This is a genomic window from Phytobacter sp. MRY16-398, assembly GCF_003925915.1.
GTDB lineage: Bacteria > Pseudomonadota > Gammaproteobacteria > Enterobacterales > Enterobacteriaceae > Phytobacter > Phytobacter diazotrophicus.
On sequence record NZ_AP018756.1, the window covers coordinates 5,059,485 to 5,073,778 of the forward strand.

11 protein-coding genes and 1 pseudogene are annotated in these 14,294 nt (G+C 55.3%); 3 read left to right on the top strand and 9 right to left on the bottom strand.

Going from position 1 to position 14,294, the window contains the following annotated elements:
- Window positions 1–50: 50 nt before the first annotated feature.
- On the bottom strand, window positions 51–1,991 hold the full coding sequence (gene sltY, locus MRY16398_RS24690; RefSeq protein WP_125125374.1) for a murein transglycosylase: 1,941 nt from the start codon (window positions 1,989–1,991) through the stop codon (window positions 51–53).
- 300 nt (window positions 1,992–2,291) lie between these two features.
- On the opposite strand from sltY, the gene ettA reads away from it, so the two are divergent.
- Window positions 2,292–3,959, top strand: coding sequence for an energy-dependent translational throttle protein EttA (gene ettA, locus MRY16398_RS24695; protein WP_039078261.1), 1,668 nt, complete (start codon window positions 2,292–2,294; stop codon window positions 3,957–3,959).
- Between the two features lie 156 nt (window positions 3,960–4,115).
- Here the strand turns inward: ettA and nadR are convergent, their stop codons facing one another.
- From nadR to serB, 3 genes are all read right to left on the bottom strand, one after another.
- Window positions 4,116–5,342 carry a multifunctional transcriptional regulator/nicotinamide-nucleotide adenylyltransferase/ribosylnicotinamide kinase NadR gene (gene nadR / locus MRY16398_RS24700; protein ID WP_039078467.1) on the bottom strand — a complete coding sequence of 409 codons (1,227 nt, stop codon included), beginning with the start codon at window positions 5,340–5,342 and terminating at the stop codon, window positions 4,116–4,118.
- Window positions 5,343–5,484: 142 nt separating this feature from the next.
- On the bottom strand, window positions 5,485–6,867 hold the full coding sequence (gene radA, locus MRY16398_RS24705; protein WP_039078260.1) for a DNA repair protein RadA: 1,383 nt from the start codon (window positions 6,865–6,867) through the stop codon (window positions 5,485–5,487).
- 10 nt (window positions 6,868–6,877) lie between these two features.
- On the bottom strand, window positions 6,878–7,849 hold the full coding sequence (serB, locus tag MRY16398_RS24710) for a phosphoserine phosphatase (protein ID WP_071193593.1): 972 nt from the start codon (window positions 7,847–7,849) through the stop codon (window positions 6,878–6,880).
- 105 nt (window positions 7,850–7,954) lie between these two features.
- Here serB and MRY16398_RS24715 point away from each other — a divergent pair, with 105 nt between their 5' ends.
- Together MRY16398_RS24715 and lplA are read left to right on the top strand one after the other, a co-directional pair.
- Window positions 7,955–8,599, top strand: a complete 645-nt coding sequence (locus MRY16398_RS24715) for a YtjB family periplasmic protein (RefSeq protein WP_071193592.1) — start codon at window positions 7,955–7,957, stop codon at window positions 8,597–8,599.
- Between the two features lie 85 nt (window positions 8,600–8,684).
- The gene (gene lplA, locus MRY16398_RS24720; protein WP_039078257.1) at window positions 8,685–9,701 is read left to right on the top strand and encodes a lipoate--protein ligase LplA; all 1,017 of its coding nucleotides are present in this window, start codon (window positions 8,685–8,687) and stop codon (window positions 9,699–9,701) included.
- A gap of 55 nt (window positions 9,702–9,756) precedes the next feature.
- Here the strand turns inward: lplA and MRY16398_RS24725 are convergent.
- The 5 genes and pseudogenes from MRY16398_RS24725 to deoC all read right to left on the bottom strand — a co-directional run.
- Window positions 9,757–9,891 (bottom strand): annotated as a pseudogene (locus MRY16398_RS24725) (type II toxin-antitoxin system HipA family toxin YjjJ); the annotation flags it as partial.
- A 63-nt stretch (window positions 9,892–9,954) separates the two neighbouring features.
- Entirely contained in the window at window positions 9,955–10,677 is a 723-nt protein-coding gene (gene deoD, locus MRY16398_RS24730) for a purine-nucleoside phosphorylase (RefSeq protein WP_039078256.1), read from the bottom strand.
- Window positions 10,678–10,764: 87 nt separating this feature from the next.
- Entirely contained in the window at window positions 10,765–11,988 is a 1,224-nt protein-coding gene (deoB, locus tag MRY16398_RS24735; RefSeq protein WP_071193591.1) for a phosphopentomutase, read from the bottom strand.
- Between the two features lie 52 nt (window positions 11,989–12,040).
- Window positions 12,041–13,363 carry a thymidine phosphorylase gene (gene deoA / locus MRY16398_RS24740; RefSeq protein WP_039078254.1) on the bottom strand — a complete coding sequence of 441 codons (1,323 nt, stop codon included), beginning with the start codon at window positions 13,361–13,363 and terminating at the stop codon, window positions 12,041–12,043.
- Between the two features lie 56 nt (window positions 13,364–13,419).
- A complete protein-coding gene (gene deoC / locus MRY16398_RS24745; RefSeq protein WP_197718598.1) occupies window positions 13,420–14,199 on the bottom strand; it encodes a deoxyribose-phosphate aldolase in 780 nt (259 codons plus the stop codon).
- Window positions 14,200–14,294 lie beyond the last annotated feature (95 nt).

Genomic DNA, 14,294 nt, shown 5'->3' on the forward strand with positions numbered 1-14,294 from the left:
TATGCTATGTACTCGCTTGAGAGTACACAGCATAACACAAACCACAGAAATCAGTAACGACGCTGCCACTCCGCGTCCGTCAGCACTGGCCCTTTGTTGCCATTGATAAAGAAACGGTAATACGCGTCATAGGCCAGCACGTTTTTCACATAACTACGGGTTTCGGAAAAGGGGATGCTCTCAATAAAGGCCACCGCGTCAATGCGTCCACCGCTGTTGTTCAGCCAGGTGCGCACCCTGCCCGGACCGGCATTGTACGCCGCAGAGGAGAAGATGCGGTTGTTACCAAACTGCTGATAGACATATTGCAGATAGCTGGTACCGATGTTGATATTCACTTCCGGTTCCAGCAATTGAGCCGCGTTACTGTAACCTGGAATGTTAAACATCTTCACCGTATGCGTTGCCGTGCCCGGCATGATCTGCATTAACCCACTTGCTCCGACCGGGGAGCGCGCTTTCGGGTTCCAGGCGCTCTCCTGACGAGAGATCGCCATTGCATAGCTTTGCGGAATATCTTTCCCGCTCGTATAGCGGGCATACAAGTCGCTGTAGGCCAGCGGGAATCGCTCTTCGAGTTGATCCCACAACTTACCGGCAATAGTCGCCTGTACGCTCAGGTCCCACCAGTGCTGGTTAAAGGCATAGCGCGCCAGTTGCGCCTGCTCCTGCACACTGCGGCTGGTGATCAAATTGGCCCACTCGCTACGGGCAGTGTTGTCCTGATTCCAGTACATAAGCTCGCGCACACGGGACATTTCAGGCCCGTTTGCCAGCGCTGGATCGATGTTGCCCGGCGCTTTATCGATTTTCATGGTGTACTCTTCACCCAGCCGCTGGGCCGCCGCCATCGGGTAGAATCCACGTTGTTGCATGAGCGCATGCAGGATCTCTTTCGCCTCGGCGTCACGCCCACGTTCCAGCAGCAGGTCGGCCTGCCAGTAGCGCCACTCATCCTTCTCTTTTGCTTCCATCGGTAAGCGCGCAAGCCAGGTATTCAGCCCACGGCGGTCGCCGTTGCCGATAGCCATCCGCACCCGTCGTTCAACGATCGAAATGGACTGCGAACGCATGATGGCGTCATCGCGCCAGCGCGCCTGTTCGCTGGTCACGTCATTGCCCATCAAACGCCAGGCGACAATGTCACGCAGCGCTTGCGTCTGATCTTCATTCAGTTGTTGCGCCTGCACCAGCGACGGGATCATCAGCCGGGCGTTTTCCACATCATCACGCGCGACGCTTTCGAACGCTTCAGCCGCCATCTGGCGGGTAAAATCGGTCGCCCCCGTGGTACGGGCGAAAGTCATGACACTGCCAGGATTATTGGCAAGCGTAATGATGGCGGAAGAGATGGTCTGATAATCCGGGGGCATCTGGCCCGCCAGCAGAATAACCAGCCGGGTATTGCCCGCTTTCATAGCGAGGCGGATACGTTCCAGAAACGCCAGCGGGTCTTGCGTGCCGGACGCACGCCATGCGCCAAACAGCCGGTCACAGGCGTTTGGCTGGCTGTTTCCTGTCAGCCACAGCTCCTTCGCCCCCTGCCAGGCCTCGTCTGCCTGCCCGGTGTTCCATTTCGCAAAGTAGTAGTTACATTGCGCTTCCGTTGTCGTGGGTTTTTCCGGGCTGAATGCCAGCAGACCACGCCAGTCTTCCCGACGTGCCAGCTCGTTGATAAAACGTGTTTTCAGCGTGCGGGCCGGCGGCAATGTGGGGTTTGCCTGAATAAAATTGGTTACCGTTACGGCGGGTTGGTTCATCAGATCATCGGTTATCTGCCGGTACTGCAGATAAGGGTATAGCGGATAGTTTTGCAGCCCTGGCATCAGTTGCGATACCACATCCATCTGCTTGTTATCCCATGCCTGTTTGATCTGAGCATAGCGATTACGTTGTTCATCCAGTGAGTCCGCTCGCGCCACATTGCTGAGGGACAGCAAACAAATACTGGCCGCCAGCAAACGCCAGGCGGCATGTTTAGCTCTCTGCACAGCTTATTCCCCTTATAAAAACGATACCTACAGCGTCATGCCGCATAATGCCTTAATGCTAACCGCGCCCGCCGTAACGCGCCACGTAATGCACACTTTTTTACCTTTCTTGTGTCATTTAACACTACGGGTGCTGCTGGCTGGGATTGAGCACGGAAAACGGCTACACTTCGCCTTTGAAAACTATCACCATTCATTAGCCCTGAATAATTCAGGTTGCAAGGCGGCGGCAAAGGAAAGAATCCTGGCGCGGCATCAGCAACCTGATGGATGAAGGGATAAAAAGAGGCGAAGTCCAACGTGGCTCAATTCGTTTATACCATGCATCGTGTCGGCAAAGTGGTTCCGCCGAAACGTCATATTCTGAAAAATATCTCGCTGAGTTTCTTCCCTGGCGCAAAAATCGGTGTACTGGGCCTTAACGGTGCCGGTAAATCTACCCTGCTGCGCATTATGGCTGGCATTGACACCGATATTGAAGGTGAAGCCCGCCCACAGCCTGGTCTGAAAATCGGCTACCTGCCGCAGGAACCGCAGCTAAACCCGGAACAGACCGTGCGTGAATCCGTTGAAGAAGCGGTTTCCGAGGTGGTGAACGCGCTGAAAGGTCTGGACGAAGTGTATGCGAAATATGCTGAACCGGACGCTGACTTCGATAAACTCGCGGCACAACAAGGCAAGTTTGAAGAGATTATCCAGGCGCACGACGGCCATAACCTGAACGTGCAACTTGAGCGCGCCGCTGACGCACTGCGTCTGCCGGACTGGGACGCGAAAATCGCTAACCTCTCCGGTGGTGAGCGCCGCCGCGTTGCGCTGTGCCGTCTGCTGCTTGAAAAACCAGACATGTTGCTGCTCGACGAACCGACTAACCACCTGGACGCCGAGTCTGTCGCCTGGCTGGAACGCTTCCTGCACGACTTCGAAGGCACCGTGGTGGCAATCACCCACGACCGTTACTTCCTCGACAACGTTGCCGGTTGGATCCTCGAACTGGACCGCGGCGAAGGCATTCCGTGGGAAGGCAACTACTCCTCCTGGCTGGAGCAGAAAGATCAGCGTCTGGCGCAGGAAGCCTCTCAGGAAGCGGCGCGTCGTAAATCCATCGAGAAAGAACTTGAGTGGGTTCGTCAGGGCGCGAAAGGCCGTCAGTCTAAGGGCAAAGCCCGTCTGGCGCGCTTTGAAGAGCTTAACAACGTCGAATATCAGAAACGTAACGAGACCAACGAACTGTTTATTCCGCCAGGCGCACGTCTGGGGGATAAAGTGGTGGAAGTCAGCAACCTGCGTAAGTCCTACGGCGACCGCGTGCTGATTGACGACCTGAGTTTCTCCGTACCGAAAGGCGCTATCGTCGGGATTATCGGCCCGAACGGCGCGGGTAAATCGACCCTGTTCCGTATGATGTCCGGTCAGGAACAGCCTGACGCCGGTTCAATCACCCTGGGTGAAACCGTCAAGCTGGCCTCCGTCGATCAGTTCCGCGACGCCATGGATAACAGCAAAACCGTGTGGGAAGAAGTTTCCGGCGGGCTGGATATCATGAAGATTGGCAACACCGAGATGCCGAGCCGCGCCTATGTGGGCCGCTTTAACTTTAAAGGCGTTGACCAGGGCAAGCGCGTTGGCGAGCTGTCCGGCGGTGAGCGTGGTCGTCTGCACCTGGCGAAACTGTTGCAGGTTGGCGGTAACGTACTGCTCCTCGATGAACCGACCAACGACCTGGATATCGAAACCCTGCGCGCGCTGGAAAACGCCCTGCTGGAGTTCCCGGGCTGCGCGATGGTTATCTCGCACGACCGTTGGTTCCTTGACCGTATCGCGACCCACATTCTGGATTATCAGGATGAAGGTAAGGTGGAGTTCTTCGAAGGTAACTTTACCGAGTACGAAGAGTATAAGAAACGCACCCTTGGCGCCGATGCGCTGGAGCCGAAGCGTATCAAGTACAAACGTATTTCAAAATAAACCGCAAAAAGGCAGCGTAAGCTGCCTTTTTAATGTTTGCTACCTCTCCACGTGGGTGAGGGCATCAGACCGCACAAGGTCAAAGCAAGTAGCCCGGCTAAGTGAAACGCCAGCCGGGGCATGTCCGGATGACGGCGTAAACGCCTTACCCGGCTGCTAATCCCCCATCAACTCTTTTACCAGTTCCACGCAGTGCAGAAACCGGGAGTCATAATCAGGTTCTTCCACATGCCGCCAGGTAATATTGTTCTCTTTGAGCATATCCACCAGCATCTGCTGGAACTCGCTGCGATCCACTGAACTGCCCAGGCTTCTCAACCCGTCGGCAACCCATGGCGTATTATTTTCCAGCAGAATCACCAGGTCGAAACGGTATTCATCGATCATCGCCTGCACAAAAGGGTGCTCACGCCCTTCATACTTCACGCAAAATGCCTGCGTAGTGACAAAGTCCGTGTCGATAAAAGCCACTTTATTGGCATATTTCACAGCAAAATCAATATACTGCGCCTGCCCCAATGCTATCTTGTCATAGTCGGAATACTGCAGCGCCATCTCATCGCCGCCAAGATGGGAGAAGACATAATCCCGCCCGTACTCCCACGCACTGGTGGTATTGAAGATATTCGCGAGCTTATTGACCAGCGTCGATTTCCCGCTGGATTCCCCTCCCAGTATCGCCACGGTGCGCACAAAAAACGGCTTCACTTCGGTCGGAATATAATCCCAGTAGCGGAACGGATTCTCACGAATGAGCGCGCCGCTGATATTCATAAAAGTGCGTTTGGGATCGATAAGCACCGTTTCAATACCCAGATGCTCAAGGTACTGGGGAGCGTCCGCCTCTTCCGAACTGTAGATCCAGTTAGGCTGAATGCCCTTTTCATCCATAAAGGCTTTAATGCCTTTACTCCAGACATCCCAGCCATGCGGGTAAGGCTCCATGCCCTCTTCATTAAACGCATGAATACGAATGTTTTTCTGATATTTGAAGGTCTGCAGTAGCCAACGCAGGCGGTCGCTGATGGTCGGCTGCTGGGACATCGCACTGTCTTCAAACAGTTCGCGGTCGCGCTTCTCGTCATACCCCATCACAATATGCAGCTCATCCACCTGGCTACAGGCACGCTGAATCAGGTAGATATGCCCGGTATGCAGCGGGTAAAACTTACCAAACACCACGCCAACGCTTTTTTGCCGACGCGGAAATTCCAATCCGAGGAAACGGTGCAGCGCCTCGAGTTTTTGCGCGCTGGGACTTTTGATTTTGGCATTCAGGAGTTGGCTCAAATAGCCTTTGGTCATGCCGCTGGCGTCGGCCACCTGCTGCAACGTGCAGCCTTTTTGACGGATTGCGGTCTTGAGATAGTCGAATGACGACACGAGTGCCTCCTGCTGGCTGAACCTGCCTGGCAGCATCAACGTGCCAGGCCTATTATGCAAAATTCCCTATGCATTTCGGGGCAGGAGGCGGGGAATAAACGCAGCCATCACACCTGCCGCCAGAAAGACGACGGGAATGTAATTATAAGTCGTCAAAGACGCTTAGTGCATCTGCGAGTTTTTTAACACCGAAGACCTGCATCCCTTCTGGTGGTTTTTTCGGCACATTCGCGGCAGGTACAATGGCGCGTCGGAAGCCATGTTTCGCCGCTTCGGAAATACGCTCTTGCCCGCTGGGCACCGGGCGGATCTCACCCGCCAGCCCAACCTCGCCAAAGACCACCAGGTCCTGAGGCAGAGGCCGGTCGCGCAGGCTCGACACCATAGCCAGTAACAACGCCAGGTCCGCGCTGGTTTCCGTCACTTTTACGCCGCCGACAACGTTGACGAACACATCCTGGTCGGCCATCTGCAGGCCGCCGTGGCGATGCAGAACCGCCAGCAGAATGGCAAGGCGGTTCTGCTCAAGCCCGACAGCAACACGCCGGGGATTGGACATCATCGAGTGATCCACCAGCGCCTGAATCTCTACCAGTAGCGGACGCGTGCCTTCCCAGACCACCATCACCGAACTGCCGGAAGTCACTTCATCGCCACGGCTAAGGAAGATGGCGGACGGGTTACTCACTTCCCGTAGCCCTTGTTCGGTCATCGCAAAGACGCCCAACTCGTTGACCGCGCCAAAGCGGTTCTTATGGCTGCGCAGCGTACGGAAACGAGAGTCCGCATCACCATCCAGTAACACAGAGCAGTCAATACAGTGCTCAAGGACTTTCGGCCCCGCCAGCGAGCCATCTTTGGTCACGTGCCCGACCATGACAATCGCCACCCCGCGCGTTTTCGCGAAGCGCGTAAGATAAGCCGCCGTTTCACGCACCTGCGCCACGCTACCGGGAGAAGACTGAATATCTGCCATGTGCATGACCTGGATGGAGTCAATAACCATCAGCTTCGGCTGCTCTTCATCGGCAATCTGGCAGATTTGCTCAATGCTGGTTTCCGACAACATATTCAGATTGGCAGTCGGCAGGCCAAGACGGTGCGCGCGCATCGCCACCTGCTGCAACGACTCTTCCCCGGTGACGTACAGCGTTTTCATCTGTTCCGCGAGTCTGCACAGGGTTTGTAGCAGAAGCGTCGATTTACCTGCACCAGGGTTACCGCCAATCAGGATAGCGCTTCCCGGCACCACGCCGCCGCCCAACACGCGGTCGAACTCTTTAAAACCGGTCGAAAAACGCGGCAAGGCTTCCAGGCTGATATCGGAAAGTTTCTGTACTTTCGACGCGCCCGCATTGCCAGCATACCCGCTTAAGCGCTCATTACGCGCCACGACAGGCGAGGCGGCCACACGCACTTCGGTAATCGTGTTCCAGGCATGGCAGGCGCTACATTGCCCCTGCCAGCGGGGATAATCGGCACCACATTCATTACAGACAAATGCGCGTTTTGGAGCTTTCGCCACAGATACCTCGTTATTTCTTCGCCAGACTGGCTGAGAGAATGCAGAACACCCCCATCAAATCAGCGTGACGGATGGTGACTTCGGCTTTTTCATTTACTTTCGGTTTCGCGTGAAAGGCGATACCTAACCCGGCGGCTTTAATCATCGGCAGATCATTAGCACCGTCGCCAATGGCGATCGTTTGAGTCGCCGGAATCTCATGTTCCTGCGCCAGACGCTTGAGGGTATTGGCTTTATACTGCGCGTCCACAATGTCGCCCAGCACGTTGCCGGTGAACTTACCGTCAACCACTTCCAGATGGTTGGCTACCGCCGCTGTCAGGCGCAACATCTCGCGCAGGTGATCGGCAAAGAAGGTAAAGCCGCCAGACGCAATCGCCACTTTCCAGCCCAGCGCTTCCAGTTTTAACACCAGTTGCGTAAGGCCTGGCATCAGGGGCAGGCTGTCTCGGACCTGATGCAGGATGTTTGCGTCAGCCCCTTTGAGCGTTGCCACACGTTGACGCAGGCTGGCCGTGAAGTCCAGCTCACCGCGCATGGCGCGTTCCGTTACTTCCGATACCATTTCGCCCGTACCGGCCAGTTTAGCGATTTCATCAATGCACTCAATTTGAATCGCAGTTGAGTCCATATCCATCACCATCAGGCCCGGATGACGCAGAGACGGAATTTTACCGAGCGGCGCAACGTCCAGCCCTTCATCATGTGCCAGGCGGGTAGCACGCGGGGTGAGTGAACCGGCAAGGCGGATAACCTGATAATCTTCCACACACCAGGCGGCCACGATCACCATTGCCGCGCCCAGTTTACGTTGCCAGGCGGTCAAACGTTCTTTATTCAGGGCGCGTCCATACAGAAGCCAGCCGCTACGACCCGCGTGATAATCCAGGGGCATGACCTCATCGCCACTTAAAGAGAGCGGCAACCCAGGCCACTGAGAAACGTCGTTGGGCAGGTCGCACCAGGTCAAATTATTCGGCATTACAGCTCCTGTAGGGGTATGTGCTGAGGTAAAAATAACGCATGAGGCTACCTTGTAACCAGCGCTTCTGGCAACATTAAGCCGCAAATTTTCAACAGGTGGAATATGGCTCGCGCAAAACTCAAATTCCGGCTTCATCGTGCCGTGATCGTGCTCTTCTGTCTGGCGCTGCTGGTCGCCCTTATGCAGGGCGCATCCTGGTTCAGTCAGAATCACCAGCGTCAGCGCAATCCGCAGCTTGAAGAGCTGGCCCGCACGCTGGCGAAACAGGTCACGCTAAACCTTGCGCCACTGATGCGCGCGGAGACGCCTGACGATAAGCGTATCAGCGTTGTGCTGCGGCAATTGACCGAGGAGAGCCGAATTCTCGATGCGGGCGTCTATGACGAACGCGGCGATCTGATTGCCCGGTCTGGCGAAAGCATTGATGTGCGCGACAGGCTGGCGCTGGACGGCAAAAAAGCCGGGGGCTATTTCAACCAGCAGATCGTCGAGCCGATTCAGGGCAAAAGCAGTCCGCTGGGCTACCTGCGTTTAACGCTGGATACCCATACGCTGGCGACGGACGCCAAACAGGTCGACAACACCACCAATATTTTACGCCTGATGCTGCTACTTTCACTGGCGATAGGCGTCGTGCTGACCCGTACGCTGTTGCAGGGGAAGCGTACCCGCTGGCAACAGTCTCCCTTCCTGCTTACCGCCAGCAAGCCGGTGCCGGAAGAGGAAGAGAACGAAAAGAAAGTGTAATCTACCTACACCCTACGGATTTCACGTTGCAGCCCGCGCGGTAGCAACGTGAAAAACGGCGCTTTTTCAGGAAAGGAAATCTGCCATGTCCACACTGCGTCTGCTTATCTCTGATTCTTATGATCCCTGGTTTAACCTGGCGGTGGAAGAGTGCATTTTCCGTCAGATGCCCGCCACCCAGCGGGTACTTTTCCTCTGGCGTAACGCCGATACGGTAGTTATCGGGCGGGCACAGAACCCGTGGAAGGAGTGCAATACCCGGCGCATGGAAGAAGACAATGTGCGTCTGGCGCGGCGCAGTAGCGGCGGCGGCGCGGTGTTCCATGATTTAGGCAATACCTGCTTCACCTTTATGGCAGGCAAGCCGGAGTACGACAAAACGATTTCTACCGCGATTGTGTTGCAGGCGCTGAACTCGCTGGGCGTGACGGCAGAAGCATCCGGGCGTAACGATCTGGTGGTCAAAACGCCGGAGGGCGATCGTAAGGTCTCAGGCTCCGCCTACCGCGAAACCAAAGATCGCGGTTTCCATCACGGCACACTGTTGCTCAATGCCGACCTCAGCCGCCTGGCCAACTATCTCAACCCGGATAAGAAGAAGCTCCAGGCCAAAGGCATTACCTCTGTGCGTGGGCGCGTGGCGAATCTGGTCGATCTGTTGCCGGGGATCAGCCATGAGCGTATCTGCGAGGCGGTGACGGAAGCCTTCTTCGCCCACTACGGTGAGCGCGTGCAAGCCGAGGTGATTTCACCGGATAAGACCCCGGACCTCCCCAATTTCGCGGAAACCTTTGCCCGCCAGAGCAGTTGGGAGTGGAACTTTGGTCAGGCGCCTGCGTTCAGCCACTTGCTGGATGAGCGCTTTAGCTGGGGCGGTGTGGAGCTGCATTTTGACGTGGAGAAAGGGCATATCACCCGCACACAGGTGTTCACCGACAGCCTGAATCCCGCCCCGCTGGAGGCACTGGCGGCACGCCTGCAGGGTTGTTTGTACCGGGCGGATATGCTGGCACAGGAGTGTGATGCGCTCTTAGGTGATTTCCCTGAGCAGGAAAAAGAGCTGCGGGAGCTGTCGGCGTGGATTGCCGGGGCGGTGAGATGACCTTTTTATGCAAGTCGCTGGATAATCGAGGCGGCGAGCGTTAATTTTTCCAGCATCGGGTTGCCCGGGCTTTACCAAACGGCACCACCTCATCATGTGCTGACACAAGACGCGAGAACGTGGCCTGGCTGATGGCCAGTTCAGAGACAGAGCGCGCCCCTTGCAAGAGTAAATCGGTTAAGGCGCTCATGTGCGAATAGATTTATGAATAGATAAAACGGGCAGCATAAAAGCCGCCCGTTTTGAAAAAGATTTACTCTTTATCGCCCAGCAAAACAGATTCCAGCGCGATTTTGATCATGTCGTTGAACGTGGTCTGACGCTCTGCAGAGGTGGTCTGCTCGTGGGTACGGATATGGTCAGAAACGGTACAGATGGTCAGCGCTTTCGCACCGAACTCTGCGGCAACGCCGTAGATACCGGCCGCTTCCATTTCCACACCCAGAATGCCGTATTTTTCCATAACGTCGAACATCTCGCCGCCGTCCGGTGCATAGAACAGATCCGCTGAGAAGATGTTACCAACGCGGGCATCTACACCCAGCGCTTTAGCAGCATCAACAGCGTTACGCACCATACCAAAGTCAGCAATGGCTGCAAAATCATGGTCTTTAAAACGCATACGGTTGACTTTAGAGTCCGTGCACGCGCCCATACCGATGACGATATCACGCAGTTTCACGTCCATACGTACCGCGCCGCAGGAGCCCACACGGATGATTTTTTTCACGCCGAAATCGGTGATCAGCTCTTTCGCGTAGATGGAGCAGGATGGGATACCCATACCATGGCCCATTACGGAGATTTTGCGGCCTTTATAGGTACCGGTGTAACCCAACATGCCGCGCACGTTGTTCACTTCACGGATATCTTCAAAAAAAGTTTCAGCAATGTGCTTTGCGCGCAGCGGGTCGCCAGGCATCAGCACAACGTCAGCAAAATCACCCATTTCAGCGTTAATGTGAGGAGTAGCCATCTTCAGTTCCTTTTTATTCGTTGTGTTTTCCCCCTCTCCCGCAGGAGAGAGTCGGGGCAAGGGCATCAAACGATGCCCATTCCCAAATCAAAGCATGTTTTTGCCGTAGTCCATGGGTGACGTACCGAAGTACGACGCAATGGTCTGGCCGATATCGGCGAAAGTTTCACGGTGACCGAGTGAGCCCGGTTTCACTTTAGGGCCGTAGATCAGCACCGGGATGTGCTCGCGGGTATGATCGGTGCCCTGCCAGGTCGGGTCACAGCCGTGGTCAGCGGTCAGGATCAGAATGTCATCTTCCCCCACCAGCTCCATCAGCTCCGGCAAACGACGGTCAAACAACTCCAGACCACTCGCATAACCGGCGACATCGCGACGGTGGCCCCATGATGAGTCGAAATCAACGAAGTTGGTAAAGACGATTGTCTTATCACCCGCGCTTTTCATCTCTTTCACGGTGGCGTCAAACAGCGCATCCAGGCCTGTTGCTTTCACTTTTTTGGTGATACCGCAGTTGGCATAGATGTCCGCGATTTTACCCACGGAAACCACCTGACCATCTTTCTCATCGACCAGTTTTTGCAGCACGGTCGCTGACGGCGGCTCAACGGCCAGGTCATGGCGGTTACCGGTGCGCTGGAAGTTACCGGCTTTATCGCCAACGAACGGACGGGCGATCACGCGACCAATGTTGTAACCCCCTTCGGTCAACTCAACGCGTGCGATTTCGCACAGCTCGTAGAGTTTATCCAGACCAAATGTCTCTTCATGGCAGGCAATCTGGAACACGGAGTCGGCAGAGGTATAAAAAATCGGTTTGCCGGTTTTCATGTGCTCTTCGCCCAGTTGGTCAAGGATGACCGTACCGGAAGAGTGGCAGTTGCCGAGGTAGCCTGGCAGGTTTGCGCGTTCGACCAGTTTATCCAGCAGTTCCTGTGGGAAGCTGTTTTCATGATCGGAGAAATAGCCCCAGTCAAACAGTACCGGTACACCAGCGATTTCCCAGTGGCCAGACGGGGTATCTTTACCGGAAGAGAGCTCATGCGCCCAGGCGTATGCGCCCACCACTTCCGCGTTGCCGTCCATTCCGGCTGCAATTTTACCGGTAGAACCTTCATGTGCTTTCACCAGGCCCAGGCGGGTCAGGTTTGGCAGGTGCAACGGGCCTTTACGACCGTTGTCCGCTTCGCCTTTGGCACAGGCTTCTGCGATGTGACCCATGGTATCGGAACCCACGTCACCAAAACGCTCGGCATCTTCTGTTGCGCCGATGCCGAAGGAGTCCAGCACCATAATAAATGCACGTTTCATATTGTTCTCCGTACGTAGTGCTTCAAAAAATAGCGATCAGATCAGTATATCGTTAATCGGTAATGCGTCGCCAGACTGTTGGCGTCTCTTTTGGCGCTTTATCGGCAATCACAATCGCGGCTTTGACCGCATTTGCCGCTTCCTGCCAGCTTGCTTCATCTTTTGCGTGGATCACCGCTAAAGGACGCTGCCCGTCGATCGCATCACCCAGACGCGCCATATCGGTAAAGCCGACGCTGTAATCGATGGTATCGGACGCCTGACGACGACCACCGCCCATGGAGACCACCGCCATACCCAGCGCGCGGGTGTCCATCTGCGCAATAAACCCTTCGGTATCGGCATACACGGCCTTGCTGAGCGTCGCGGTTGCCAGGTATTTGTCATAGTTTTCGACGAAATCGGTCGGGCCTTTTTGTGCCGCCACCATACGCCCGAAGATTTCTGCCGCTTTACCGTTATCCAGCACCGCCTGTAATTGTCTGCGCGCTTCGGCGTCATCTTTCGCCAGTTTGCCGGAGACCAGCATTTCTACGCAGAGCGCCATCGTCACATCAAAGAGACGCGGATTGCGGTAATCGCCAGTCAGGAAGCGGACGGCTTCGCGCACTTCAACAGCGTTACCTGCGCTGGAGGCGAGTACCTGGTTCATATCAGTGAGCAGTGCGGTCGTACGCACACCCGCGCCATTCGCCACCCCAACAATCGCCTGCGCCAGTTCCGCAGAAAGTTCTGCCGTCGGCATAAAGGCCCCGCTGCCCACTTTGACGTCCATGACCAGCGCGTCCAGTCCTTCCGCCAGTTTCTTGGCAAGGATCGAGGCGGTGATCAGCGGAATAGAATCGACCGTCGCGGTAATATCACGCGTGGCATAAAAGCGTTTGTCAGCAGGGGCTAAAGAATTCGTTTGTCCGATAATCGCGACGCCCACATCTTTAATGATGTCGCGAAAGCGTTTGTCATCGGGGAAAATATCAAACCCTGGAATGGCTTCCAGTTTGTCGAGCGTACCGCCGGTATGACCAAGCCCGCGCCCGGAAATCATTGGGATATAGCCGCCACAGGCCGCAACCATCGGCCCAAGCATGAGCGAAGTGACATCGCCCACGCCGCCCGTGGAGTGCTTGTCGACGACAGGTCCGTTGAGATTAAGGTGTTTCCAGTCGAGGACAGTCCCTGAGTCTCGCATCGCCATGGTCAGCGAAACGCGCTCCTCAATTGCCATGTCGTGGAAGAAAATGGTCATTGCCAGCGCGGCAATTTGCCCTTCGGACACGGTGTTGTCACGGATCCCATTAATAAAGAAACGAATCTCTTCATCGCTGAGCACGTAGCCATCGCGTTTTTTACGAATTATTTCTTGAGCGAGAAACAAGGTAACCCCCTGAAAATCAAGGTTGGTTGCGGCGGACGCGCCGCCGCAAAGTAGAATTAGTAGCCGCTTGCGCTCTTACCGTCGCCATGGCCCAGTGCTTTGAGCAGGCTTGCCAGCAGGCTGGAAGCACCAAAGCGATAGTGGCGAGAATCCGCCCAGTCAGCGCCAAACAGTTCGTCGGCAATCGCGAGGAATTTCTGCGCATCTTCTGCTGAACGCACGCCGCCAGCCGGTTTGAAACCAACGGTTTTCGCCACACCCATATCGCGAATCACTTCCAGCATGATGCGCGCACTTTCCGGTGTGGCATTTACTGGCACTTTACCGGTAGAGGTTTTAATGAAATCAGCCCCCGCTTTGATAGAAATTTCAGACGCTTTACGAATCAGCGCCTCTTCTTTCAATTCGCCGGTTTCGATAATCACTTTCAGCAGAACATTGGCCGCTGCACAGGCATCTTTACAGGCCTTAACCAGATCAAAGCCCACTTGTTCATTGCCTGCAATCAGCGCACGGTACGGGAATACCACATCGACTTCATCAGCGCCGTAAGCAATCGCCGCGCGCGTTTCCGCCAGCGCGATCTCAATATCGTCGTTACCGTGCGGGAAGTTAGTGACCGTTGCGATGCGGATATCTGGCGTGCCCTGCTCTTTCAGCGTTTTGCGCGCAATCGGGATAAAACGCGGATAGATACAGATAGCGGCCGTGTTGCCAACCGGGGTTTTCGCCTGATGACACAGCGCGATCACTTTTTCGTTCGTGTCGTCGTCGTTCAGGGTAGTCAGGTCCATCAGTTTCAACGCGCGCAGGCTGCTTGCAGTTAAATCAGTCATTTCTCTCTCCGTCGGCATAAGCCGGTTAAATACGGGTCTGTTATTATTCTAACATTAACCCACCATCACACTTCGACACTCATCACAGTTAATGA

Excerpts from the sequence above, each read along its gene's own strand:
- serB (WP_071193593.1), bottom strand. The coding sequence starts at position 7,849 with ATGCCGAATAATTTGACCTGGTGCGACCTGCCCAACGACGTTTCTCAG.
- MRY16398_RS24715 (WP_071193592.1), top strand. The coding sequence starts at position 7,955 with ATGGCTCGCGCAAAACTCAAATTCCGGCTTCATCGTGCCGTGATCGTG.
- lplA (WP_039078257.1), top strand. The coding sequence starts at position 8,685 with ATGTCCACACTGCGTCTGCTTATCTCTGATTCTTATGATCCCTGGTTT.
- deoD (WP_039078256.1), bottom strand. The coding sequence starts at position 10,677 with ATGGCTACTCCTCACATTAACGCTGAAATGGGTGATTTTGCTGACGTT.
- deoB (WP_071193591.1), bottom strand. The coding sequence starts at position 11,988 with ATGAAACGTGCATTTATTATGGTGCTGGACTCCTTCGGCATCGGCGCA.
- deoC (WP_197718598.1), bottom strand. The coding sequence starts at position 14,199 with ATGACTGATTTAACTGCAAGCAGCCTGCGCGCGTTGAAACTGATGGAC.